Origin of the sequence: Microbacterium mitrae, assembly GCF_008017445.1 — a bacterium.
GTDB lineage: Bacteria > Actinomycetota > Actinomycetes > Actinomycetales > Microbacteriaceae > Microbacterium > Microbacterium mitrae.
In genome coordinates this window covers 1-23,609 of the sequence record NZ_VRSW01000002.1, presented here as the reverse complement: position 1 = coordinate 23,609, position 23,609 = coordinate 1, and the positions used below count along the sequence as shown (strand labels likewise).

Here is a 23,609-nt window from a genome sequence, read left to right as displayed (position 1 = left end):
CGGGATCATCTCCGACACAGTGAAGGATTCACCTCGTGAAGCTCACCCGTATTGCCCAGATCGGCGCGATCAGCGCTATTGCTGCTCTCTCGCTGACGGCTTGCGCAGCGAACGAGTCAGCGGCCCCCGCTGGCTCGAACGCACCCTCCGACTCCAGCGCCCCCTCTGACGCTCCGGCGCTGTCGGGCGAGATCGCTGGTTCCGGCGCCTCATCGCAGGAAGTTGCCGTCCAGACCTGGACCGCCGGCTTCCAGACGGCACACGCTGACGTCACCGTGACGTACGACCCGGCCGGTTCTGGCGCTGGTCGCGAGTCGTTCATGGCTGGCGCTATCGCGTTCGCCGGTTCTGACCGCGCGTTCAAGCCGGAAGAACTTGAGGGAACGTTCGCGGCCTGCGCCGATGGTTCCAACATCATCGAGCTGCCCACCTACATCTCCCCGATCGCCGTCATCTTCAACCTCGAGGGCATCGAGTCGCTCAACCTGGACGCTGCCACCACGGCCAAGCTGTTCTCGGGCGAAATCAAGAACTGGAACGACCCGGCAATCGCGGCTCTCAACCCGGGCGTCACGCTGCCTGATCTCGTCGTGAACCCCGTGCACCGCGCCGACGACTCGGGCACGACCGAGAACTTCACCGACTACCTCGCAGCCGCAGCTCCCGAGGCGTGGACGAACGAGCCCGATGGCGAATGGCCGCTGCAGTCTGGCGAAGCCGCTCAGGGTACGTCGGGTGTCGTCAACTCGGTCAAGCAGGGTGTCGGATCCATCGGTTACGCCGACGCATCGCGCGCCGCAGAAGAGGGCCTGTCGACCGTCGCCATCAAGGTTGGCGACGAGTTCGTCGAGTACTCGCCGGAGGCCGCAGCAGCCGTCGTTGAGCACTCGCCGTTCGCCGAAGGCCGCACCGAGGGCGACCTCGCGATCGAGCTTGACCGCACCTCTGAGGCTGCAGGCGTCTACCCGATCGTTCTGGTCAGCTACCTGATCGCCTGCCAGGAGTACGGCGCAGACTTCGCCGACCAGGCACCGATCGTGAAGTCCTACCTCCAGTACATCGCCAGCGAAGAGGGCCAGGATGCAGCCGCAGCCGCAGCCGGAAACGCTCCGATCACCGAAGACCTGCGTACCAAGATCAACGCAGCGATCGACCTGATCGTCACCAAGTAAACACTGTTGCCCGGCTCGGTCACCCACCGAGCCGGGCACACTGTCGTATCAGCCGAGAACAGGACACCATGACCTCTTCCACTCAGAGCCCACCGCGAGCGCGCCAGGCCAAGCCGCCCGTGCGCGCGGGGGATCGCTGGTTCTCCGGAACCGCCCTGTTCGCCGGCTCCATGATCTTGGTGACGCTCGCCGCCGTCACCATCTTCCTGGTCGTGCAATCGATTCCAGGCATCACGGCAACGAGCGAAACCGCGTCACTGCTTGACACCAACTTTTGGGACTACGTCTGGCCGCTGACGTTCGGAACCATCTGGGCTTCGTTCCTCGCGATCGTGATGGCGGTTCCGCTCTCCGTCTCCGTTGCGCTCTTCATCTCGCACTACGCACCGCGCAAGCTGGCGCAGGCGCTCGGCTACGTGGTTGATCTGCTCGCCGCCGTGCCGTCGGTCGTGTTTGGTCTCTGGGGCATCATGGTTCTTGCCCCCGCCGCGCAGCCGATCTACAGCTGGCTGATGACCAACATGGGTTGGTTTCCGCTGTTCGCCGGTGATGCTGCCGTTGGCCGCTCTATCTTCACCGCGGCCATCGTGCTCGCCGTCATGATTGTTCCGATCATCACGGCGATTTGCCGAGAAATCTTCTTGCAGACGCCGCGCCTTCACGAAGAGGCGGCACTCGCCCTTGGCGCTACGCGCTGGGAGATGGTGCGCATGGCTGTCTTCCCCTTCGGCCGCTCCGGCATCGTGTCGGCCTCCATGCTGGGCCTCGGTCGCGCGCTGGGCGAGACAATGGCGGTCGCCATGGTGCTCTCGGCCACCGGCGTGATCAGCTTCAAGCTCTTCACCAGCCAGAACCCCTCAACGATCCCCGCGAACATCGCCCTTACCTTCCCTGAGGCCTACGGCGCAAACGTCAACGTGCTGATCGCGACGGGCCTCATCCTCTTCATCGTCACCTTCGCGGTGAACGCCGTCGCGCGCTGGGTTGTCAGCCGCCGCAAGGAATTCTCGGGAGCCAACTGATGTCAATCGCCGTTTCTCCCCCAACCTCCTCTGACGCGCCCGACGCACCCGAGGTTCCGGTCTCTGCTTCCCCCGTCCGTCTCACCAGCGGCCAGCTGCCGCGGTGGACGCCGTGGGCATTGCTGGGCGGCACCGCCGTCGCCATGGCCCTCGTCTTTCTGCTGTTGGCACAGAGCGTGCAAGACGAGTTCAACATCGCCGGCTGGGCGATCGTCACCGCGCTGGTGTATTTGACGCTAATCACGATCATCTCGGCAACCGTCGAGGGGCGCCGCAAGGCCACCGACCGCCTCGTCACCGGCGTCGTGAGCAGCGCGTTCATTCTCGCCATGGTTCCGCTCGTTTCGGTGGCCATCACCGTGGTCAGCAATGGCGTTGCCGGCATCTCCGCCGAGTTCTTCAGCAACTCGATGCGCAACGTGGTTGGCGAGGGCGGTGGCGCCCTGCACGCGATCATGGGAACCCTGCTGATCACGCTGGCGGCGGCCGTGATTTCCATTCCGATCGGTATCTTTACCGCGATCTATCTGATTGAGTACGGCAACAACAACCGCCTCGCGCGCGGCATCACGTTCTTGGTTGACGTGATGACGGGTATTCCGTCGATCGTTGCCGGTCTGTTCGCGTTCGCGCTGTTCGCGCTGTTCTTCGGGCCCGGCGTGCGCATGGGCATCATGGGATCGATCGCGCTGTCTGTGCTGATGATTCCCGTGGTCGTGCGCTCCACAGAAGAAATGCTGCGCCTGGTTCCGAATGAACTCCGCGAGGCGTCGTATGCGCTCGGTGTGCCGAAGTGGCGCACCATCGCGAAGGTGGTGCTGCCGACGTCGATCGCCGGAATCACGACCGGTGTGATGCTGTCGATCTCGCGCGTGATTGGTGAGACCGCGCCACTGCTGATCACCGCGGGCGTTGCGACCAGCATGAACTACGACCTGTTCGACGGCCGCATGGCGTCGCTGCCGGTGTTCGTGTATTCGCAGTACATGAACCAAGGAATTCCGGCGCAGGCCTTTGTTGACCGTGCCTGGGCTGGCGCGTTGACGCTCATCGTGATCGTGATGGTGCTCAACCTCGTCGCCCGCCTGATTGCCAAGATCTTCGCCCCCAAGATGGGCCGCTGACGCGGCGTACCTCTGTAGATAAGAAATCGAGAAACCCCGTGTCTAAGAGCATCGAAGTAAACGACCTGAACGTGTACTACAGCGACTTTCTCGCTGTCGAGGGCGTATCCATGACCATTGAGCCGCGCAGCGTGACGGCCTTCATCGGCCCGTCGGGTTGCGGCAAGTCCACGTTCCTGCGCACCCTGAACCGCATGCACGAGGTAATTCCCGGCGCTCGCGTTGAGGGTGAAGTGCTGCTCGACGGCGAAGACCTGTACGGCGCCGCCGTTGACCCGGTGCTCGTGCGCCGCCAGGTCGGCATGGTGTTCCAGCGCCCCAACCCCTTCCCCACGATGTCGATCCGTGAGAACGTGCTCGCCGGCGTGAAGCTCAACAACCGTCGCATGTCAAAGGGCGACCAGGACGCGCTCGTGGAAAAGTCGCTGCAGGGGGCGAACCTGTGGAACGAAGTCAAGGATCGCCTCGATAAGCCGGGATCTGGCCTCTCCGGCGGCCAGCAGCAGCGTTTGTGCATCGCGCGCGCTATCGCAGTCTCCCCCGATGTGATCTTGATGGACGAGCCGTGCTCCGCACTTGACCCCATCTCAACGTTCGCCATCGAAGAGCTCATCAACGAGCTCAAGAACGAGTACACCGTGGTCATCGTGACGCACAACATGCAGCAGGCATCGCGTGTCAGTGACAAGACCGCATTCTTCAACATCGCCGGCACCGGAAAGCCCGGCAAGCTCATCGAGTTTGATGACACCACCACCATCTTCACCACGCCGTCTGTGCAGGCAACGGAAGACTACGTGTCGGGACGATTCGGGTAACCCACACGTTCTGCGAGTGGGGGCTCGCCGCAAACCGCCGCCGGCACCGCCGCGGCGGTTTCGCGTTTGTGGGGTGCGGGTTCTGGGGTTCTGGGGGTCCGGGGGCGGCGTTCCCAAATGTCGGAGGAATCGCGCGACACGCCGGCCCGTGGCTCCGTCTGAGCCTGATTGCCGCAGAACTACCGACATTCGGTCACGCGGGGCCGGAACCACGCTGTGCAGCCGGCGACGTGGTTCCACGCGCGGCATTCCCAAATGTCGGAGGAATCACACGACACGCCGACCGAAGGCCCCGTATGAGCCCACTCGCGGCAAAACCTCCGACATTCGGTCACGCGGGGGCGGAACCACGCGGCTGCGCCGCGCAGGAGCCGCGACGGAACCACATGGTGCAGCCGGCGGCGTGGTTCCGCGCCCCCTTTTCCGAAATGTCGGAGGAATCACACGACACGCCGACCGAAGGCCCCGTACGAGCCCACTCGCGCCAAAACCTCCGACATTCGGTCATGCGAGGGCCGGAACCACGCGGCTGCGCCGCGCGCGAACCGTCACGGAACCACATGGTGTAGCCGGTGGCGTCGTTCCACGCGCGGCTTTCCCAAATGTCGGAGCAATCGCGCGACACACCGACCGAAGGGCCCGTATGAGCCCGTTCGCGGCAAAACGTCCGACATTCGGTCACGCGGGGGCGGAACCATGCGGCTGCGCCGGGAGCGGGCCGTCGCGACCCGCTGGTCCCGGGCATGTCACCGTGGTTCCACGACCCGCGCACCTCGTGGTTCCACGCGCGGCATTCCCAAATGTCGGAGCAATCGCGCGACACACCGACCGAAGGGCCCGTATGAGCCCGTCCGCGGCAAAACTTCCGACATTTGGGCACGCGAAACCGGAACCGCCGCCACGAAACCGAAACCGGAACCACGGCAACCGCCGCGAGTCCGCCGCCGCGGCGCGGGACGCTAGTCGCGGGGCGAGAGGAGGTAGGCGTTGAGTTCGGCGGTGAGGGCCGAGTCCATGGGCAGGGTGGTGCCGTCGACGGTGTGAATTGGGGCGGCAAGACGCACAGATGACACAAGCCAGGCGGCATCGACTCGGGGCAGAGCGGAGGCCGGAAGCGTCTCGTACACCGCCTCGTACCCCTTCGCCTGGAGGAAGCTAAATACACTGATCTGCGTGGTTCCGTGCAGAATTCCGGCGCCGGGCCGTGGCGTCACGAAACGATCTCCCACGCGAATGACGAGCGACGCCGTCGGCGCCTCCAACAGGATGCCGTCGGACGAGACGAAGACGGCGTCATCGGCGCCACGGCGCTTGGCCTCGCGGATCGCTGCCATGTTCACCGCGTACGACAGCGTCTTCGCCCCGAGCAGGAGCCACGGAGCACGCCCAGGAGCGCCACTGTCAAAGCCGCGATCGAGCGTCACGACCGAAATACCGTCTCGGCGCGCGGCCGCGAAGTCACCGGCAGGCGCCGCCGTCACCCAAGCCGTCGGCGTCGGGCCGTGCTCGATGCCTCGGCTGAGGATGAGCTTGATGACCCATTCCCCCTCGCCGCATGCGTCGGCCGCGATCGCAATCGCCTCACGCCACTGCTCAATGTTGGGCAGAGGAAGGTCGCACAAACGCGCCGAGTGCGCCAGCCGCTCGAGGTGTGGCATGACCTCCTGCGGGTGTCCGCCGGAGACCCCGATCGACTCGAAAATACCGTCTCCGCGCTGCGTTGAAAGCTCGCCAACGCTCAAGGCGGGAGCGGAAGCGTCGATCACGCTGAACGTGTCGGCGTAGGTGTCGCGAATGTCGAAGTCTGCGACGGGTGTGATGAGAAGCGCGAAAGTGCTGGCCATGAACTGAGCCTAAAGCCTGCCGCCGCGCAGGGCACGGCATTTGTTCGCACAGCGCGCTGCGATCACCGCACCGGCCTGTTCCGATCACCGCACTGGCCTGTTCAACACCTCAGATACCTGCGAAACTTCGAGAACTCAACCTGTTGAGGAGGCGTCATGCCGGTATCACTGCTTCTCGTGTCGATCGCTGGATTCTTGATCCTGGCCGGGGTGATCATCGCGACGATCGGCTTCTTCATGACGCCACGCACGATACTCGCCCAGCGACGACCAAGTTTGCTGGAAACAATCACCGAGCTGCTGCGAAAACTATTCGAGATCATGTTCAGCGACACCTCGGCGCGCGAGAAGAAGATCCAGGCGTGGGGCGTCTTTCTCGTCCTCCTCGGCGTTGGCTTTCTGCTCGCGGCCGGCGTCGCGACGCTCATCCCAGACGCTGGCACCACCACCCCACCCACGCCAACCGCGACCTAAACCCTGGTTCCTGAACCACCCCAGCGAATCCACAGCGCGGAACCACCCCGCGAAACCGCAGCGCCGGAACCACCCGCACGAACCCGCAGTTCCGCGCGCCGAAGAGGGGACGCACCACGTCGGCACGCCCCCTCACCGCCAGAAATTACTCGGTCGGCGGCATCAGCACGGTGTCGATCAGATACACCGTGGCGTTCGCAGTCTGAACTCCACCACAGATGACCATCGCGTCATTGACCATCCACTCGTCGCCAGAGCCAGTCACCTCAAGCTCGCCACCCTGAACCGTGGTGTGCATGCCTGCGATATCTGCGGGCTCGATCTGCCCCGGAACCACGTGGTACGTGAGAATCGACGTCAACAGGTCGGCGTCGGTCTTCAGCGTCTCAATCGTCGCGCCCGGAATCTTCGCGAATGCCTCATCCACCGGCGCGAAGACGGTGAACTCCGACGAGTTGAGGGTATCGACAAGGTTCACATCGGGGTTGAGCTGGCCGCTCACCGCCGACACCAGCGTCGTCAGTAGCGGGTTGTTGGAGGCCGCAACGGCCACCGGATCTTGTGACATGCCCTGAATTGAGCCGCCGCCGGTCGGAACCGTCTCAGCGTAGCTAGCGCATCCAGGGCCGACGAGGTTGGCGGCTGGGTCCATCTCCATCGGCGTTGCCTCGACCGACTCCGACGTCTGCGGTTCGGTCGACTCCATAGCGTCACCAGAGGTGTCGCTTGCTCCCATGGTGCAGCCGGCGAGAGTCAGTACACCCGCAGCAGACAGTGCTAGTGCGGCGGCGACCTTCTTGTTTGTGATGCGGAACATCTCTTTACCTCCGAAGTTGGCCGCATGCTGCATGCGGCGGATTTTCCGCGAAGCATCTCGCGGCGTTGATGGAGGTTCGCAGCGCTCTGCGCAATGGATGGGAAGAATCTCAAAAAAGTTTGCGCGATCCGTTTCGCCGCCCGTGACGAACCCCCGGTGACAGAAACGAGGACCACAATGGATCAGGTCATCATTGGGCTGCTCGGCGGGCTCATCACCGGCATATCGCCGTGCATCATTCCCGTCTTGCCGGTGATTTTTCTCACCGCGGGTGCGCAATCCGCCCGCTTCGAATCGCAAGATGATGCGGCGCCCGCGCGTCGCAGCCGACCGTTTCTGGTGATCGCGGGCCTCATCGTCAGCTTCACTCTCGTGACCCTCGTCGGCTCGCTGATCCTCGGCGCGCTCGGATTGCCACCAGACATCATTCGCTGGCTCGGCATCATCGTGCTGCTCCTGATCGGGGTTGGCCTGCTGGTGCCGCGGTTCGAGCAGGTGCTTGAAAAGCCGTTCGGGTGGATTCCTACCAAACACGTCAACAATCGCGGCAGCGGTTTTGGCGTGGGCCTGGCCCTCGGCGCGGTGTTTGTGCCTTGCGCAGGACCCGTGCTCGCCGCGATCATCGTGGCCGGTTCAACGGGGCAAATTGGTGTCGGAACCATCGTGCTCACGACTTCCTTCGCAATCGGTGTGGCCGTTCCGCTGCTTGTCTTTGCTCTCGCGGGTCGGGGCGTGATCGAACGAATTCGCGCCTTCCGCACGCGCGAACGCGGCCTGCGTATCACCGCCGGCATTGCGATGCTGGCACTTGCCGTTGGCCTGGTCTTCAACCTGCCCCAGGCGCTGCAACAACTGCTCCCGGATTACACGGCCGACCTACAGAAGGAGCTCTCCGAATCAGAAGCGGGCGAGAGCGCACTCGGGCTTGGTGGACTTGTCACCGATGAGAACCGCATGCTCGACAACTGTGAGAACGGGGCGCCTGAGCTCGCAGACTGCGGCACCGCCCCGGCGATCCGTGGAATTGAGAGTTGGCTCAATACCGAAAATGGGGCGGCCGTCAACCTCGATGACCTCAAGGGCAAGGTCGTGCTCATCGACTTTTGGGCGTACTCCTGCATCAATTGCCAGCGCGCAATCCCGCACGTGAACGCATGGTACGACGCCTACGCAGACGCTGGGCTCGAGGTGATCGGCGTTCACTCGCCGGAATACGCGTTCGAGAAGAATCCCGCCAACGTCGCCGCAGGTGCTGTCGACTTCAACATCGAGTACCCCGTGGCGCTGGATAACTCGCTGTCAACCTGGACCGCATATCGCAACCGCTACTGGCCCGCTCACTACCTGATCGACGCCAACGGTGTGGTGCGACACATCTCGTTTGGCGAGGGCAACTACGCGGTCACTGAGCAGCTCATCCGAGAACTTCTGCAAGACGCCGACCCCACGGTCGAACTGCCACCGGCAACCGAAATCGACGACAATACTCCCGCTAGCGGGGAGACAACGCGCGAGACCTTCCTCGGCTCCAGCAAAGACGTGAACTATGGCGGCACGGAACCATATCGCGCGGGCGAAGGTTCGTTCAGGTTCCCGAGCGAGCAACCGGCCGACTCCTTCGCGCTGTCGGGCGAGTGGACGATCGAGACGCAGTTCATAACGCCCACCGCAGACAAACCTGCGAGTATTCGACTCGACTACCGCGCCCGCGAAGTCAGGATGGTGCTGGCTGGCAGCGGAACCATTGTGGTGCGCGATAGCGAAGGCAGCGAGCAAACGATCGTCGTCGACGGCACCCCGCGATCTTACGAACTGCTCAATGGTTCCGACCTCGGTGCAGGGCAACTGACCGTCGAGATCTCCCCCGGCGTGCAAGCGTACTCGTTCACATTCGGGTGATTCTTATGACGGCTGACAGGGCGCGAGGGTGCATGCTTGAGGAGATGGTCATCGACGGCACTGAGTTTGACGAGGACGCACCGACGAGAGATCACGTCGGGGAGTTGCTCGTGCGCATTGCCGGGGCCGATCAGGCGGCCTTCGCCGAGCTTTACGACGCCCTGTCTGCGCGCGTCTTTGCCCTGATTCTGCGGGTGGTCATCAATCGGGCACAGAGCGAGGAAGTGCTACAAGAGGTCTTTCTCACGGTGTGGCAATCCGCATCACGCTTCGCTCCGAACAAGGGCCAGGGACGCACCTGGGTCTTCACCATCGCCCACCGGCGCGCGGTTGATCGCGTGCGCGCCTCGCAATCCAGTAGCGATCGAGATGTCGCCGCCGGGCTTCGAAATCTTGACGTCGCCCACGACAGCGTCGCCGAAGAGGTCGAGTTGAGCATCGAGGGCGACAGGGTGGTGAGGGCGCTCTCGTCGCTGCCTGACGTGCAGCGCGAGCCAATCGTGTTGGCGTACTACGGAGGCTACTCACAGACCGAAATTGCGGTCTTGCTGAGTGCGCCGCTCGGAACCATCAAAAGCCGGATGAGAGACGGCTTGAGCAAACTTCGAACCACCTTGGGGGTGATGTCATGACAGAGAATGAGTTCATCGAGCTCGCAGCAGGCTACGCGCTGGACGCGCTCTCGCCTGAGGACGAAGCACGCTACCGTGCGGCTCTGGAAGATAATCCGCAGTGGAACGACATCGCGCTGGCAGCTGAAGCCACGGCCGCGCAGCTCGCGATGGCCGTTCCCGAAGCATCCCCCCCGGCCAGTATTCGCGACTCGTTGCTGACTCAGATCGCCTCCACGCCACAGGAGAGCCGCGACGGCTCCGCTGGCGTTGACCACGCACCGGCGTCGGCATCCGACGGCGGCGATGGTTCCGCCTCGCCGCCGATAGCCGTCCCCGAAGACTCAACAGGCACCGACCGCACCTCCGCCCGCGCTTCGAACTCGTGGCGGCGACGGTGGTTCGCCCTTGCCGCGAGCATTGCCCTGTTGGTCGGGGTGGCGGTGGCCTCGACCGTGATCTTCTCCACGCTCAACCGCCCCGCGGCAGTCGTGGCGCTCGAAGAGGTGCAGGCGGCGGGAGATGCGGCGCAAGCGAGCACAGAGCTGCCCGCCGGCGGGAGCGCGACGGCGCACTGGTCGGCGTCTCTGGAGACTGCCGTGTTGGTCACGACCGGGCTAGAACAGTTGGAGCCGAATAAGTCGTACGAGCTCTGGCTGGTGCGCGGCGACACACCACTGCCCAGCGGCGTTTTTACCAGCGACACCGACGGCCAGACGACCGCGGTTCTCAGCGAACCCCTCCGACCGGGTGATGTGATCGCCGTGACGATCGAAGATGCCGGCGGCTCCCCCACCGGCCTACCGACGACTGACCCCATCATCGTGATCGAAACGAGCTAGCCGCCGTCGCGGTTGCGGAACCACGAACGTCGCGGTTGCAGGGTTAAAGGCCCAGCTGCGGAACCACCACGTGCGAAATAGACAAAGGGCGCACCAGAAAGTGCGCCCTTTGTGGGCCCCGTGGGGCTCGAACCCACGACCCGCGGATTAAAAGTCCGATGCTCTGCCAACTGAGCTAGAGGCCCGTGTGTTCTAGCTTAGCGGGGCTGACGACCTCTTCGTGCCGCGTGTCGATCACGTCGCCGGTAAAGGTGGCGGCGCTGTGCCGTTCAATCAGCACAACGAGTGCACACAGCACTCCGATGCCGATGATTCCGGCGATCACAATTTCTGCCATGACGTCCCCCTTTGAGCGTCTGCGCCGCGTCCCTTCGGCGCCTGATCAGTATTGCGTGATGGGGCACGTTGGGTTCAAACTTCGTGCCCTTGTTGTTGGGTGTCTGTCGGGGCGCATTCGTCTCAGAGCAGTTTGATCTCCGCCTGCGCGCGTTCTCAACGGGCTCCCAGTCTCCACCGATCCGCCGTCGCAGATCGCGCGTACCCTGGAATGATGTCCGATGCATTTCACAAGCCCGTCATGCGCCCCAGCTCCATGTTTGACGTCGCGTTCGGCAGTGTCGATCCCGCCGAGCGCTCGCGGGTGGCATACGCCACGGCAAGCGCGCTTCTGAACCGCGTTCGTGCCGAGGCAGACCCTGAGACGGTCGACAAACTCGTCGAGTTCACCGCCGTTCACGGCATCGAGACCATCGCCGATCTCTGGTCGCAGTCGCCCGCGCGTTCGCTGCCCGGAACGCTGTGGCGCATCTACCTGTTACAGCTCATGGTGCACAAAGACCCCACCACCGCCGCCCTGCTGTATGAGCGCGGGCGCGCAGAACTTCCCTCGGCCGACGCGGTCATCGCGGGCGCGCCAACCCCGGCAAGCCCCGCCGAGTTGATGAATCTCGCCGACACGATTCTGCGCGGCGTTTTCGAGGGTGATTTCGCTAGCGCGCTGGAACGCGCCTCATCGTTTTGCCGAGTCGAGGCCGCCGGCGCAACACACGTCGCCGACGACTACGAGCCAACCGAACCGCAGCGCGCGAGTGAGCTCACGACCAGGGCGCTACGCCTCTCCACCTATGCCGCAGATCTTTCGACCGCCGCGAAACTGTGGCGTTCTGGCCACCTGATCTGAGGTTTTCTCTCGCGCCGCCGCGCGAGAAGACATCAGACACGCGCGATTTTCGCGCTTTTCTGAGAATCTCGGGAATACACCCCGGGATCAATCGCGTTATGCTTTATCGGCCGGGCCGCTAACCCCGGGCTCCAAAACTTGCCGCTATGAGCGGCCTTCCGCCGAGAGGCGTTCAGCGGCCCGGTCTTTACTTTTTCTGAACGGATTTTGCGGCAAACTGTTCAAGCGGTGCGCGGTCGCTCGCGGCTAATCTTCAACGATCTCAGCGCCAGCGTGGCCCATTTCTTCGATCGCCCGGTGCGAGCTCTCGGCCGCCACTCCGGCAATCATCGTGGTGAGAACGCGCACGTCCACCCCGTGTTCAATCGCGTCGAGCACCGAGGCCCGCACGCAATAGTCTGTCGCGATGCCGACAACGTCGACGCTGAGAACGCCGTGCTGACGAAGCACGGCAGCGACCGTGACGCCGTCTTCTGTCTGCCCCTCAAACAGCGAGTAGGCGGGCTTACCCTGCCCCTTCTTAACGTGATGGGTGACGCCGCTCACTTCGAGCGCTGGGTGGTAGGCGGCACCGTTCGTTTCGGCCACGCAGTGCACCGGCCAGGTGTCAACGAAGTCGGGATCGGCGGCGAAATGGCCACCATTGTCCCCCTCAGCGTTGTGCCAGTCGCGTGACGCGATGATGAGGTCGTAGTCGCTTGCGTGGGTGGCGAGGTGCTCAGTGATGGCCTGCGCAACGGCAGCGCCACCGGTCACACCGAGCGCACCGCCCTCGGTGAAGTCGTTCTGAACGTCAACGATAAATAGCGCACGAGTCATGATGCGAGCCTACGCGCACGCGCACGGTTCGTCAGCCGTCGATGATCATGAGCACGATCGAGGTGCCCAAGCTCAGCACGAGCAACGTCGCACTGGCCACCAGCGCCGCCGTTGCGGGCCTTCGAGCCGGCGAAGCTGCTTCAAGGCGCACCGCCCCCGAGCGGCCCGGCTGCACCCAGATCGCGGCATGATCGGCGCTACCGAGCTCCGCCGCCTGCGCGGGCGTCAGGATTGCTGCACCGACGGTTCCGGCGCGGTCGTCAAACCAACGTGCGACCCGAGCCGTGCCTTCGGTTTCGATCATGGCGTCAACCTTGGTCCAGGTCTTTTGCTGCAACACGATCACCAGCACCATCATCGCGAAAAACCCCGTCGCGAGGGCTCCCAGCGAGGTGAATACATCCGTCACGGCACCAAGCACATTGAGGGCATTATTCACTTGTTGATCGTATCGGAGTGCGCGCCTGTTCCCAGAATTACCCCTTGGTTCCGCCCCCTTCTGGATGCGCACCCTGGTCCAGGGTTGTGGGTCAAGACGGAACCAGAACTCCCGGAATCGCGTATCTCTCCTACGAAACACATTTTGGTCGGCGAGAAACATGCGGCGCGGCGGTGTTTCGTCGACCAGAGTGTGTTTCGCCGAAAGTGGGGCTGCTGCGGACGAGGCTTATGGGCCACGGACGACCCTGGCCCACGGGCCGACGCACCGCGACACCGAGAAAGGGCCGACCGGGAATGCGAAAGACCCCCGGCAAGCCGGGGGTCTTTTTGTGGAGCCACCTATCGGGTTCGAACCGATGGCCTTCCCATTACGAGTGGGATGCTCTACCACTGAGCTAAGGTGGCGTTCCATTCACTACTCGCTCAACTTCGCTGGCAAAAGCCGGAAGAAATGCGGGTGGCGAACCTGCAATAGCCTAGCGCATTTTTTCGAAGCGGATGAACACGGCCTGCGCCCCGGGCGGGTCGAGAAGGCGTGCCGCCCGACCCGCCGGGCGATCTAGTTGCAGGTGGTTTGATCTGCTGGCGGTGTTCCCTCCAGCAAGAAGGTGTCGATCGCGTCATCGATGCAGGCGTTACCCTGCCCGTAAGCCGTGTGACCTTCACCGACACGAGTCAGCAGCACGCCGCTGGAGAGCTGATCGGCCAACGAGACTGCCCACTCGTAGGGGGTTGCCGGGTCGTTGGTGGTTCCGACTACCAAAATCGGAGCGGCGCCTTCGGCGGCAATTGCACCTCGAGTACCCGACGGCGGGAAAGCCCAGGCTCCACAGGTGTCGCCACCCGACCAATATGGTGCGATCGTCGGTGCATTGTCTTGCACAAATTGGTCGACTTCGTCGATCTCGGCGTCGGTCATGTCTGCCGGGTAGTCCATGCAGTTGTAGGCGTTAAATGCCTCCGTCGAGTTGTCGGAGAACACCCCGCCAGCTTCTCGGCCGTTGTAGCTGTCTGCGAGGTACATCAGCGTGTCACCGTCGCCCTCCTCCGCCTCGGCGAGACCCGCGGTCAGTATCGGCCAGGCGCCCTCTTGGTACATCGCCGAGACCACACCGGTGAAAGCGGAGTCGGCACCCAGCATGCGACCATCGGTCACCTCAATGGGGCGGGCATCCAGCTCAGCGAGCAGTTCGCTGAGATCGGCGAGCGCCTCATCAACGTCGCCGCTGTAGGGGCAATCGGATGATGCGAGGCAGCCCTCCATGAAGGCGCGGAGTGCGTTCTCAAAACCGACGGCCTGAATCTTTCCGACGTCCGCACTCGGAATGGCCGGGTCAATCGCGCCGTCCAAAACGAGGCGGCCGGCGCGCTCGGGGAAGAGCTTGGCGTAGGTGGCGCCGAGGAAGGTTCCGTAGGAGAAGCCGATGTAGTTCAGCTTTTCGTCTCCGAGCACGCCGCGCAGCACATCCATATCGCGTGCGGAATTCTCGGTCGTGATGTGTTCGAGCAGCGCTCCGGTGTTGTCAGAACAGGCCTGCGCAAACTCCGCCGCCCGGCCGTCAACTTCGGCGATCCACTCGTCGCTGCCGCGCGGATTCTTCGGAATGTCGTAAAGATATGAGTCCATTTGCGCTGCGTCGAAGCACACAACGGCGGTGGAGGATCCAACACCGCGGGGGTCGAACCCGATGATGTCGAACTCCTCTTGCAGATCTTCGGAGAACATGTAGGTGCCGGCCTGCATGACGTAGTCGTAACCGCTGCCGCCGGGGCCACCCGGGTTCATCAGCAGTGATCCCTGCGCCTCGTCGGTTGCTCGCAACCGCACGACGGCCAGTTCAATATCGCCCGCTGAGGTGTCGGCATAGTTCATTGGCACGGTGACCATGGTGCAGTCCATGCCAGGGTTTTCGTCGCACTGCTCCCAAACGAGCTCCTGGCCGTAATACGGCAACAGCTCATCGGCAACGCCCGTGGTGACGGGCGCTTTCGTGGGGATCACTCCCGAGGGCCCACCCGTGGTTCCGTCAGCCTCCCCAATCGCCACATACATGCAGCCCGAGAGCGCCAGCGCGCTCATCGTGACGCTTGCAATTACGACGCCCCAGCGCCTCATCGCCTTCGATTTCACGGTGTCCTCCCGGTCGTGACCGTCACCAACAAGCTCTCCAACGCGAGCAGGGGTGCAGCGTTTTGTTCGATCGCTTCGCGCGTGTCTGTGATGGCGTCGAGCACTGCGAGGGTGCGCTGCGCCGGCCACGCGTTCGCAACGAACGTGATGTCGCTTTCCAGCTCCCGATTGATCATGTCATCGACTCGCCCAAACTGGCAGAGCACGACATCACGAAACAGCGACTGCAAATCGGTCAGCACCCGATCGATGCCATCGCGCACGCTTCGAGTGGCACGCTTCTTCTGCGCGTCTTCCAGCGCCGATACCTGCGATCGAACGGCGGGCGGAACCGCGGCGCCGTCGGCGATACCCGCCGTGCGCAACAGCTCGGAGCGTTCCGCAGCATCGCGTTCGGTGGTCAGCGTCTTGGCATCATCGGTGGCCGCCTGCACAATGGCGGCGGCAACTTCAACGACATCGGCGACGGTGCGGGCGCGCAGCGTATCGCGGAGTGTCTTTTCGCGGCGCTCCCGAGAAACAGGATTGGTCGCGAGTCGCTGCGCCATGCCAATGTGCCGCTGCGCATGGCGCGCCGACTGCTCGGCCACCTGCGCATCAACTCCGGTGCGGCGAACAATCAGCTCTGCGACGTCAGCAACATTGGGTTCGGCAAGTCGCACTGTGCGAACACGCGAGCGAATTGTCGGCAGCAGATCGACATCGCTCGGCGCGCAAAGAATCCACACCGTCTCCGGCGGCGGCTCTTCGAGCGCCTTCAAAATCGCGTTTGATGCCTGCTCAGCCATGCGATCAGCGTCTTCAATGACGACCACGCGGTGCCTGCCGACCGACGGTGCGAGGTAACTGCGCGCTGCGGCCGCGCGCACCTCTTTCACCGGAATGATGACGCCCTCGGTGCGCAGGCGCACCAAATCGGGATGTGTGCCCGCGATGACCTGCTGAATCGTGTGATCGTCATCGGCATCGCGCGCGATGAGCGCTGCAGCGAAAGCGTACGCGAGGGTGGAACGACCGGAACCAGGAGGGCCGGTGATGAGCCAGGCATGCGTCATCTCGGCGGGGTTTTCAGCCGCGTGTTTGAGCTGTTCAACGGCCGCCGGCTGGCCCCAAACCGCAGCCCAAGCGGATTCGGCGTTCGTGGCTGGCGCGGTGGTCATGTCACCAGCCTAGACGGCGGCACCGACAGCTCTCGCACTTCTCCACAGGCGACCCTCAGCCCAGTGTTATCCCCACCTGGGTGTGCGCGACCGCGCGTCAGGCCGCGGTCAGCGCGCTTTCAATCCGCGCGCGGATCTGCTGCGCAATTTCCTCGACCGGCTGCTGCGCGTCGATTACGACGAATCGCTCTGGTTCCGCCGCGGCGAGCGCCAGGTATGCCTCGCGCACACGGGTGTGAAATTCCAGCTTTTCTGCCTCGAGTCGGTCAAAGGGCTTGTCGGCCGCATCCAACCGTTCGCGCGCCGCGACCGGATCAATGTCGAGCAAGACCGTGACATCGGGTAGCGCACCCTCGGTGGCCCACATTGACAGTGCACGCACCTCGGTGGCATCCAGCACCCGCCCCGCCCCCTGGTAGGCGACGGAAGAATCCAGGTAGCGATCCTGCAGAACGATGTCGCCGCGCTCCAGAGCAGGGCGCACGACCGTCGCCACATGATGCGCCCGGTCGGCCGCATACAGCAGTGCCTCGGCGCGCGGTGCGATGTGTCCGCGGTGATGCAAGACGATATTGCGAATCAGCTCGCCGACCTCACTCCCACCCGGCTCCCGCGTATGCAAAACCGTGCGATCGAGCGTCGACAGCCACGCCATGAGCAGCGCCGACTGCGTGGTCTTGCCCGAGCCGTCTCCGCCCTCAACCGTGATCCAGAGGCCGCGAGAACTCACTCGCTCTCCGCCGCCTTCGCCTTTGCCGTCGTCTTCGTGGCCGCCGGCTTCTTAGCCGCGGTCGTCGACTTAGCCGCAGTCGTCTTCTTGGCCGCTGCCGTGGTTCCGGTGGTCTTCTTCGCCGCAGCAGCCTTAGTCGCCGCAGCCTTCGTGGTCGTAGCTTTCTTGGCAGGCGCCTTCTTCGCGGGTGCCTTCTTGGCGGTGGCGCGCTTCTTGATGGGGCCCTTAGCTCGCTTGTCGGCGAGCATCTGTACGGCCTTCTCAAACGTGATGTCATCGGGCGTCTCGCCGCGCGGAATCGTCACATTGGTCTCACCGTCGGTGACATACGGGCCAAAGCGTCCATCGCGCACGCGAATCGGCTTGCCAGAGACCGGATCGGCCTCAAACTCCTTGAGTGCGCTGCTCGCGCGACGCGCGCCATACTTCGGCTGAGCGTAAAGCTCCAGCGCCTCGGGCAGCGTGATGTCGAAGATTTGCGACTCGGTCTGCAGCGAGCGCGAGTCGGTTCCCTTCTTCAAGTACGGGCCAAAGCGACCGTTCTGGGCGGTGATTTCGTCGCCAGACTCGGGGTCTTGGCCCACCACGCGCGGCAGGTCAAGCAACTTGAGCGCCGTTTCGAGGTCGATGGTGTCAACGGCCATCGACTTGAACAGGCTGCCGGTGCGGGGCTTGGGCTCGTCGGCCTTCTTCTTCGCCTTCTTCGGAGCCTCGACAACTTCGCCGGTCGCCTCGTTAACCTCTTCGTCGGTGACTGGTTCCAGCTCTTGCACGTACGGCCCGAAGCGGCCGTCCTTCACCACGATGAGCTTGCCGTTTTCGGGGTTCTCCCCCAGCACGCGGTCGCCGGCAATCGGCGCCTCGATGAGCTCAATCGCCTTCTCGGCGGTGAGTTCGTCAGGCGCGAGGTCTTCAGGAATGTTGATGATGCGCGGCTTAGCATCGGGGTGTTCCGGGTCAGCGACCTCAAGGTACGGCCCGTACCGACCGAAACGCAGCGTCGAATTCTCGGTGATCGCGGTCGCGTTAAGCGCGCGTGCGTCGATATCACCCACGTTGTCGACGACGTGACGCAAACCGACGTGTTTGTCGGAGCCGAAGTAGAACTCCTGCAGCCATTCGACGCGGTTCTGCTCGCCACGAGAGATCGCATCGAGGTCGTCTTCGAGTGCCGCGGTGAAGTCGTAGTCAACGAGTGCGCTGAAGTTTTCTTCCAGCAGGCGCACGACGCTGAATGCCATCCAGCTCGGCACGAGCGCCTGGCCACGCTTGGTGACGTAGCCGCGCTCGATGATGGTGTCGATAATGCTGGCGAAGGTCGAGGGGCGTCCGATGCCCTTCTCCTCCAACGCCTTCACCAGGGAGGCCTCGGTGTAGCGCGGCTTCGGTGTGGTCTTGTGACCCTTCGCCTGCACTTCGGAGACGGCGACGTTATCGCCAACCGCGAGCGCCGGTAGCGACTGGTCGGCCGCCTTGTCGGCGTCGCCGCGCTTCTCGTCTTTGCCCTCGTCGTAGGCGTCCAAGAACCCCTTAAACGTGTACACGGTTCCGGAGGCCGTAAATTCGGCCTTCTTGCCGCCGGCTGCAACGGCAACCGTCACGGTGGTGGTTTCAAACTTGGCGTCAGACATCTGGCTGGCGACGGTGCGCTTCCAGATCAGGTCGTACAGGCGCTGCTCGTCACGGTTGAGCTCGCCCGCCACCTCGGCGGGGGTACGGAACGTCTCACCCGACGGGCGAATTGCCTCGTGCGCCTCCTGGGCGTTCTTGCTCTTGGACTTGTAAACGCGAGGCTTGAGCGGAACCGCGCCGTCGCCGTAGAGGGCGACCGCCTGGGTGCGTGCGGCGGTGATCGCCTGCGCAGACAGCGAGACCGAGTCGGTACGCATATAGGTAATGAAACCCTTTTCGTACAGCTTCTGCGCCACCGACATCGCGTTCTTGGCGCTCAGGCCGAGCTTTCGCCCCGCCTCCTGCTGCATCGTCGAGGTCGTGAACGGTGCGTAGGGGCTGCGGGTTCCGGGTTTGGCTTCAACCTTGGTGACATCGCCAGATCCGGCTGCCGTGATGGCGTCGGCAAGCGATGTGGCCTCGGCTTCGGTGAAGACGACGACGGCCTTCTTCAGCGCACCGTTCTCGTCGAAGTCGGTTCCGCGGGCAAGCGGGGCGCCATCAACGCGAACCAGGCGAATGCGGAAGGTATTGCTGGCTTTCGCGGCGTCAGCATCGACATCCCAATAGCTGGCCGAGACAAACGCCATACGCTCGCGCTCACGGTCAACAACCATGCGGGTGGCCGCCGACTGCACGCGTCCGGCAGAAAGACCCGGCTGCACCTTGTACCAGAGCACGGGGCTGACGTCCCAGCCGTAGAGGCGGTCAAGAATGCGACGCGTTTCTTGCGCGTCAACGAGTGCCGTGTCGAGCTCACGGGTGTTGTTCACGGCCGCCTGGATGGCGTCTTTGGTGATTTCGTGAAACACCATGCGACGAACCGGAACCTTGGGCTTGAGAGTCTCAAGGAGGTGCCACGCGATGGCTTCGCCCTCGCGGTCTTCATCCGTTGCGAGGAGCACCTCATCGGCGTTCTTCAGCGCACGCTTAAGCTCTTGCACCGTCTTGGTCTTGCGGTCGCTGACGACGTAGAGCGGGTCAAAGCCGTTCTCGATGTCGATGGAGTACTTGCCGTATGCGGCTTTCTTCTCGGCCGGGATGCTTTTCTTGTCGGCAAGGTCGCGAATGTGCCCCACCGATGAGAGCACCTCGTAGTCGTCGCCGAGATAGCCCTGAATTGACTTCATCTTCGTCGGGGACTCAACGATGACGAGCTTCTTGCCGTTTGCCAAGAGTGTTCCTTCCTCCGAGAGCACACCATACACGCGAACTGCTTGCTATCGACAGAGAGCAGAGCGTGTGAAATGCGGGTCTCAGAGCCTGATGTGGCTTGCGCGACGACGGCTTTTACGATGCACGGGAAGCAGAGAAACCAAATGTCGTCACCTCACACCTTACGTCTTTTCGCTGAACGGCGGCGGAGTACCGACTAGTTTGGGGTCATGCTCGCTGTGTTGCGTACCTGGGGTCGCGTGCTCGTCATGCACGGCCCTGCGCTCGTCGCGGCATATGTCATTGGCCACACAGCGCACTACATTCTCATTTGGGTGTCTGGCTTTGTCGGAGCCTATTCGTCGTTCGCACTGGTGTTGGTGGCGCCGCTTGCGGTGCTTTCTAAACTGCTGGCTTTTGTGGCGATGATGCTCATCACCCGCGATTCTCTCCCGCACCTCAGCGCTGCCGCCCCTACTGGCGAGCAAACCCCGCTCGAACGTCGGGTGGGGTTCAGCGAGGCCGTGCTTTCCTCCGTCATTCCGTTCTTTGCCTTCTATTACGCAGCCGGGTTCTTCCGCGAAGATCTGTCGCGCATTCTCACCATCTCGCAGGAGCAGGTATTCGCGGGCGATGGTTCCGAAACGGGCAACGCCCTGCAGTTTCAGGTCAACCCGTCGATTCTGGCGCTGCTGCTGGGATGTTTCGTGCTGAAGCAGGTGTGGGAAAAGGCCAAAGACCGCCTGCCCAGCTGGACCCGCATTCCCGCTGTCTACCTCGATGTGGTGTGGGTGCTGGTGGTGATCTACGGCGCTTCGGCTTACACGATTGCGTTCACCGATTGGGTTCAGTCGCGCGCGGTCGTGCAATGGGCGGTTGATCTGGGCGACTGGGTTGCCGTCACAGTGCCTGCGGTCGCGGCGGTGTGGGAGGTTGCCGCGCAGGTCGTGACCACGGTGCTCAACCTCAGTGTGATCTCGCTCGCCTGGCTACTGATTGCCGGTGTGGTCTTTGGTGAGGCTATCGCCGCGCAACGGCCCGCCATGGCGGGCCTCAGCCGCGTGACAAACCGCCTCGAGCATCTCGCCCCCACGACCCGTCGGCGCCTGCGCGACACCGCGGGGCTCGCCGGTAGCCGAATCGAACCGATCCTGCAGGCGACAACGCTGCTCATTCACGCTGGCCCCATCCGCATCGCGTTTTATCTGCTGCTTTCGCAAGTGTGGCTGTTCGCTGACCAGGCGTTGGCCGCAGGAATTCCGCGTCTGTTTGGGCCACATGAGTGGGATTGGTGGGTGATGTTCTTGCCGTTCATCGCCCTGATTCCCGCGATGATTTCCGAACCCATCCGCATCGCGTTGATCGCGGCTGCCTACGACGATGCGCTTGGCGCAATGAAGGCGGGCGGAACCAGTGATGCGGCACGGGGCGGAATGCCGGCGGGCGGAACCAGTGGCGCGGCGGATGACGCGTCGGCGCTTTCGCAAGATGAGCCGGCGTTCTCGCAGGATGAGGCGCCGGGTCAGCGCGCGAAGTCGACTTCGACTGGTTGATCGGGGTCGAGAAAGCGGAGGGAAAAGTCTCCCGTCAGCCCCTCCGGAATCAGAAACACCAGGTACTCGATCGCCTTGGTGTCTGAGCCGATGCAGTTGCTGGCGTAGGCGGCATCGCCGGTGAGACCGACGTCGAGCGACGTGGGTCGAAACGTGAGGCGTGGATCGCCGTTGTGGGTGAGCTCGATGTGACACAGGTACATCGCGTCGTCGCCCTGCTCTGACTCGACGGTGAACGCCATGACTTCGGTTCCCGTCATGGGTTCGGCGGCTGCTGGCAGCTGATATTGCACGCTCAAATTGGTCAGCGTGGTGGTTCCGACCATGATCGTGTCGTCGATCCCAAACTTCGTTGCCGTGCCGCCGTTGGCGACGACGGTGGGACGGATCGCGAAGAACCAGACCGCGATCGCGAACACCGCGACGGTGATGGGGAGCGCGATGAACGCCCACCGATTCGCCTGCAGCCACGCCGACACTCAGTACCCCACCGATTTCGGTTCGATGGCCATCATCGCAACTCGCTGCGCCTCGGCCAGATCGACCGTGAACGACAGATAGGTGTCGGCATTGTCGACATCCCACCTCGCACCCAACCGCAGCTCAGCCGTGGCGCCTGCGTATGGTTCCGGAATCTCAAAAACCAGGAAGCCCTCGGCGGGCGCCGCAATAGAAAGAGTTGAACGCTCCATGCCATTGCGGAGGCGATCTGATGGTCGGTACTCGTCGCCGTTGACGGTGAGGGTCGCGTGGGTGAGTGAGGCCTCGGTCTCATCGGTCAGCGCTTGGGCCGAGAGTTTGATGACGACCCACTGAGCATCGTCGCTGCGGGCACGCGAGTCGGAACCTTCGGTCACGATGCTCGCGATGCTCACGCCGTGGACGGTGACGCTCATATTGCGGTCGGATATCTCCTCACCCAGGGCGCCGGTGACGGCGTATCCGTCGCGCCAGGCCACTTCGTTGGGTACGGCGAGCGAGACCAGCCAGGCGCCCACCATGAGCGCCGCTGCGATTGTCCAGGTCAGTGCGGTTTTCACGGCCCATTCACCTCGTCGGTGATGGCGAATTCGCCGACGGCGATCGTCGGCAGGGTCTCGTAGTAACCGTCTGAGGTGTCACGCAGAAACTTGTTGGGGGTGTACTGGTTTGGTGCGAACACCAGGGTGAGCTGGGTGCGGTCGGCCAGGGGCTCGACCAGCTCAAACGTGACGTCGTAGGTTTGCGTGAGCCGCGGACCCAGCATCGAGGTGAACTCGCCGCCGGGGGTTCGAAGTGAGGGTGAGCCGAACTCGCCAGCCTCGTCGATTGAGACGGCGTTGACGCCGTACAGCGGCGCGGCGAGAGATCCCGCCGTCATGAGTTCTTGAACGGTGTACGTCGATGCCGAGGTATTGGTCACGGTCATTCGGATCGTCAGAAATTCTGCGCCCTCGGCAGGGTCACCCCAGGTGTCCGTAGGATGAAGCCGAACGCGATCGATGGTGACCTCGGCGATTCCGACGTCTATGGCTTCGCCCTGCGTTGCGGTGGCATACCGTTTCTCGCTTGAGCCGAGACCGCCCAGCGCGGCGATCACGACCACGATCAACACCGCGGCCACCAGCAGATACGCCATGGTCGGTACCCGATCGAATCCAGCGCGCAGCCGCGACCGCGGCGGCGGTTCGCGCGTCGTGCTCGCATCGGTGGGGGTCACATGCCCAGCCTACGACGCGAGGTTCGGCTCAATTGCAGAGTCGACCCCGCTTCACCTGCACGCACCGGGGTTCGATGAGATCGGTCAGCACCTACTTGATCCCGTGGGCGCGCGTGATCGCAACCAGCAGGCCGGTAAGGGTGACCGCCGCCGTGGAAAATCACAAGAAGTACGTAAATACATCACGCATTGCCACGCGCGCCGCCGCGCTTTGCAAGCCCTTGCTCTCCTGCAACAGGCGGATCCGCCTGTGTGTTTCGCGGAGCTCGGCCGACGCCGCGGACTTCACACCATCCTTCCACCATCACGAAAGGACACTCGGGACTGACGCAGGTTTCGGTGACAACTAACCTTTGAGGCCGAGCGCCTCTGGGAGAGGATGTCTTCATGCCTGCACCGTTTCCGAAAGAGTTCCGTGACGATGTCGTCGCGGTTGCCCGTGCTCGT

The 23,609-nt window shown here is 63.4% G+C and carries 22 protein-coding genes and 2 tRNA genes; 10 read left to right on the top strand and 14 right to left on the bottom strand.

Annotation, left to right across the window (positions count from 1 at the left end):
• Positions 1-35 precede the first annotated feature (35 nt).
• The 4 genes from pstS to pstB all read left to right on the top strand — a co-directional run bounded on the left by pstS (position 36) and on the right by pstB (position 4,136).
• Positions 36-1,172 (top strand): phosphate ABC transporter substrate-binding protein PstS, encoded by a 1,137-nt coding sequence (pstS, locus tag FVP60_RS06895; RefSeq protein ID WP_147825558.1) that lies wholly within the window; start codon positions 36-38, stop codon positions 1,170-1,172.
• Positions 1,173-1,240: 68 nt separating this feature from the next.
• Complete coding sequence (gene pstC / locus FVP60_RS06890; RefSeq protein WP_147825557.1) at positions 1,241-2,194, top strand: phosphate ABC transporter permease subunit PstC; 954 nt, start codon at positions 1,241-1,243, stop codon at positions 2,192-2,194.
• Positions 2,194-3,318, top strand: coding sequence for a phosphate ABC transporter permease PstA (gene pstA, locus FVP60_RS06885; protein ID WP_147825556.1), 1,125 nt, complete (start codon positions 2,194-2,196; stop codon positions 3,316-3,318). Before pstC ends, pstA begins: the two co-directional genes overlap by 1 nt.
• Positions 3,319-3,356: 38 nt before the next feature.
• Positions 3,357-4,136 carry a phosphate ABC transporter ATP-binding protein PstB gene (gene pstB, locus FVP60_RS06880; protein WP_147825555.1) on the top strand — a complete coding sequence of 260 codons (780 nt, stop codon included), beginning with the start codon at positions 3,357-3,359 and terminating at the stop codon, positions 4,134-4,136.
• Positions 4,137-5,095: 959 nt separating this feature from the next.
• On the opposite strand, the gene FVP60_RS06875 is transcribed toward pstB, so the two are convergent.
• Complete coding sequence (locus tag FVP60_RS06875; RefSeq protein WP_147825554.1) at positions 5,096-5,980, bottom strand: aminodeoxychorismate lyase; 885 nt, start codon at positions 5,978-5,980, stop codon at positions 5,096-5,098.
• 156 nt (positions 5,981-6,136) lie between these two features.
• On the opposite strand from FVP60_RS06875, the gene FVP60_RS06870 reads away from it, so the two are divergent.
• Entirely contained in the window at positions 6,137-6,454 is a 318-nt protein-coding gene (locus tag FVP60_RS06870; RefSeq protein WP_147825553.1) for a hypothetical protein, read from the top strand.
• A gap of 145 nt (positions 6,455-6,599) precedes the next feature.
• Here the strand turns inward: FVP60_RS06870 and FVP60_RS06865 are convergent, their stop codons facing one another.
• Positions 6,600-7,304: a fasciclin domain-containing protein gene (locus tag FVP60_RS06865; protein WP_425463451.1), complete on the bottom strand. Its 705-nt coding sequence runs from the start codon at positions 7,302-7,304 to the stop codon at positions 6,600-6,602.
• A 144-nt stretch (positions 7,305-7,448) separates the two neighbouring features.
• Between FVP60_RS06865 and FVP60_RS06860 the strand changes: the two genes are divergently transcribed.
• Genes FVP60_RS06860 through FVP60_RS06850 form a run of 3 tightly spaced genes read left to right on the top strand, consistent with a single transcriptional unit; the run spans position 7,449 to position 10,623 of the window.
• Positions 7,449-9,170, top strand: a complete 1,722-nt coding sequence (locus FVP60_RS06860) for a cytochrome c biogenesis protein CcdA (protein WP_147825552.1) — start codon at positions 7,449-7,451, stop codon at positions 9,168-9,170.
• A 32-nt stretch (positions 9,171-9,202) separates the two neighbouring features.
• On the top strand, positions 9,203-9,802 hold the full coding sequence (gene sigK, locus FVP60_RS06855; RefSeq protein WP_187240597.1) for an ECF RNA polymerase sigma factor SigK: 600 nt from the start codon (positions 9,203-9,205) through the stop codon (positions 9,800-9,802).
• The gene (locus FVP60_RS06850; RefSeq protein WP_147825551.1) at positions 9,799-10,623 is read left to right on the top strand and encodes an anti-sigma factor; all 825 of its coding nucleotides are present in this window, start codon (positions 9,799-9,801) and stop codon (positions 10,621-10,623) included. The genes sigK and FVP60_RS06850 overlap by 4 nt, the downstream gene beginning before the upstream one ends.
• Positions 10,624-10,735: 112 nt before the next feature.
• On the opposite strand, the gene FVP60_RS06845 is transcribed toward FVP60_RS06850, so the two are convergent.
• Together FVP60_RS06845 and FVP60_RS13010 are read right to left on the bottom strand one after the other, a co-directional pair.
• Positions 10,736-10,808, bottom strand: a tRNA-Lys gene (locus tag FVP60_RS06845).
• A complete protein-coding gene (locus FVP60_RS13010; protein ID WP_187240596.1) occupies positions 10,799-10,960 on the bottom strand; it encodes a hypothetical protein in 162 nt (53 codons plus the stop codon). Before FVP60_RS13010 ends, FVP60_RS06845 begins: the two co-directional genes overlap by 10 nt.
• Positions 10,961-11,173: 213 nt before the next feature.
• Here FVP60_RS13010 and FVP60_RS06840 point away from each other — a divergent pair, with 213 nt between their 5' ends.
• The gene (locus FVP60_RS06840; protein WP_147825550.1) at positions 11,174-11,803 is read left to right on the top strand and encodes a DNA-directed RNA polymerase subunit beta; all 630 of its coding nucleotides are present in this window, start codon (positions 11,174-11,176) and stop codon (positions 11,801-11,803) included.
• 246 nt (positions 11,804-12,049) lie between these two features.
• Here the strand turns inward: FVP60_RS06840 and FVP60_RS06835 are convergent, their stop codons facing one another.
• The 7 genes from FVP60_RS06835 to topA all read right to left on the bottom strand — a co-directional run bounded on the left by FVP60_RS06835 (position 12,050) and on the right by topA (position 19,930).
• Positions 12,050-12,622 (bottom strand): isochorismatase family protein, encoded by a 573-nt coding sequence (locus tag FVP60_RS06835; RefSeq protein WP_147825549.1) that lies wholly within the window; start codon positions 12,620-12,622, stop codon positions 12,050-12,052.
• Between the two features lie 31 nt (positions 12,623-12,653).
• Complete coding sequence (locus tag FVP60_RS06830; RefSeq protein WP_147825548.1) at positions 12,654-13,061, bottom strand: hypothetical protein; 408 nt, start codon at positions 13,059-13,061, stop codon at positions 12,654-12,656.
• A 332-nt stretch (positions 13,062-13,393) separates the two neighbouring features.
• Positions 13,394-13,468: transfer RNA gene (locus tag FVP60_RS06825), tRNA-Thr, on the bottom strand.
• A 154-nt stretch (positions 13,469-13,622) separates the two neighbouring features.
• Complete coding sequence (locus FVP60_RS06820; protein ID WP_246132509.1) at positions 13,623-15,194, bottom strand: alpha/beta hydrolase; 1,572 nt, start codon at positions 15,192-15,194, stop codon at positions 13,623-13,625.
• Complete coding sequence (locus FVP60_RS06815; RefSeq protein WP_147825547.1) at positions 15,191-16,354, bottom strand: DNA polymerase III subunit delta'; 1,164 nt, start codon at positions 16,352-16,354, stop codon at positions 15,191-15,193. The genes FVP60_RS06820 and FVP60_RS06815 overlap by 4 nt, the downstream gene beginning before the upstream one ends.
• 97 nt (positions 16,355-16,451) lie before the next feature.
• Positions 16,452-17,084, bottom strand: a complete 633-nt coding sequence (gene tmk / locus FVP60_RS06810) for a dTMP kinase (RefSeq protein ID WP_147825546.1) — start codon at positions 17,082-17,084, stop codon at positions 16,452-16,454.
• Positions 17,081-19,930, bottom strand: coding sequence for a type I DNA topoisomerase (gene topA / locus FVP60_RS06805; RefSeq protein ID WP_147825545.1), 2,850 nt, complete (start codon positions 19,928-19,930; stop codon positions 17,081-17,083). The genes tmk and topA overlap by 4 nt, the downstream gene beginning before the upstream one ends.
• Positions 19,931-20,140: 210 nt before the next feature.
• Here topA and FVP60_RS06800 point away from each other — a divergent pair, with 210 nt between their 5' ends.
• A complete protein-coding gene (locus FVP60_RS06800; RefSeq protein WP_147825544.1) occupies positions 20,141-21,463 on the top strand; it encodes a hypothetical protein in 1,323 nt (440 codons plus the stop codon).
• Here the strand turns inward: FVP60_RS06800 and FVP60_RS06795 are convergent.
• The 3 genes from FVP60_RS06795 to FVP60_RS06785 are packed head-to-tail and all read right to left on the bottom strand — an operon-like array spanning position 21,433 to position 23,162.
• Positions 21,433-21,942 carry a hypothetical protein gene (locus tag FVP60_RS06795; protein ID WP_147825543.1) on the bottom strand — a complete coding sequence of 170 codons (510 nt, stop codon included), beginning with the start codon at positions 21,940-21,942 and terminating at the stop codon, positions 21,433-21,435. The genes FVP60_RS06800 and FVP60_RS06795 overlap by 31 nt on opposite strands.
• Positions 21,943-22,503: a DUF4352 domain-containing protein gene (locus tag FVP60_RS06790; protein WP_147825542.1), complete on the bottom strand. Its 561-nt coding sequence runs from the start codon at positions 22,501-22,503 to the stop codon at positions 21,943-21,945. It lies immediately after the preceding gene.
• On the bottom strand, positions 22,500-23,162 hold the full coding sequence (locus tag FVP60_RS06785; RefSeq protein WP_147825541.1) for a DUF4352 domain-containing protein: 663 nt from the start codon (positions 23,160-23,162) through the stop codon (positions 22,500-22,502). Before FVP60_RS06785 ends, FVP60_RS06790 begins: the two co-directional genes overlap by 4 nt.
• Between the last annotated feature and the right edge of the window lie 447 nt (positions 23,163-23,609).

What these genes read in the sequence shown, in the direction of transcription:
- pstC (WP_147825557.1), top strand. Translation starts at nt 1,241, where the DNA reads ATGACCTCTTCCACTCAGAGCCCACCGCGAGCGCGCCAGGCCAAGCCG.
- pstA (WP_147825556.1), top strand. Translation starts at nt 2,194, where the DNA reads ATGTCAATCGCCGTTTCTCCCCCAACCTCCTCTGACGCGCCCGACGCA.
- FVP60_RS06840 (WP_147825550.1), top strand. Translation starts at nt 11,174, where the DNA reads ATGTCCGATGCATTTCACAAGCCCGTCATGCGCCCCAGCTCCATGTTT.
- FVP60_RS06875 (WP_147825554.1), bottom strand. Translation starts at nt 5,980, where the DNA reads ATGGCCAGCACTTTCGCGCTTCTCATCACACCCGTCGCAGACTTCGAC.
- FVP60_RS06860 (WP_147825552.1), top strand. Translation starts at nt 7,449, where the DNA reads ATGGATCAGGTCATCATTGGGCTGCTCGGCGGGCTCATCACCGGCATA.
- FVP60_RS06800 (WP_147825544.1), top strand. Translation starts at nt 20,141, where the DNA reads ATGCTCGCTGTGTTGCGTACCTGGGGTCGCGTGCTCGTCATGCACGGC.
- FVP60_RS06865 (WP_425463451.1), bottom strand. Translation starts at nt 7,304, where the DNA reads ATGCAGCATGCGGCCAACTTCGGAGGTAAAGAGATGTTCCGCATCACA.
- FVP60_RS06835 (WP_147825549.1), bottom strand. Translation starts at nt 12,622, where the DNA reads ATGACTCGTGCGCTATTTATCGTTGACGTTCAGAACGACTTCACCGAG.
- FVP60_RS06850 (WP_147825551.1), top strand. Translation starts at nt 9,799, where the DNA reads ATGACAGAGAATGAGTTCATCGAGCTCGCAGCAGGCTACGCGCTGGAC.
- FVP60_RS13010 (WP_187240596.1), bottom strand. Translation starts at nt 10,960, where the DNA reads ATGGCAGAAATTGTGATCGCCGGAATCATCGGCATCGGAGTGCTGTGT.
- FVP60_RS06815 (WP_147825547.1), bottom strand. Translation starts at nt 16,354, where the DNA reads ATGACCACCGCGCCAGCCACGAACGCCGAATCCGCTTGGGCTGCGGTT.
- FVP60_RS06870 (WP_147825553.1), top strand. Translation starts at nt 6,137, where the DNA reads ATGCCGGTATCACTGCTTCTCGTGTCGATCGCTGGATTCTTGATCCTG.
- sigK (WP_187240597.1), top strand. Translation starts at nt 9,203, where the DNA reads ATGCTTGAGGAGATGGTCATCGACGGCACTGAGTTTGACGAGGACGCA.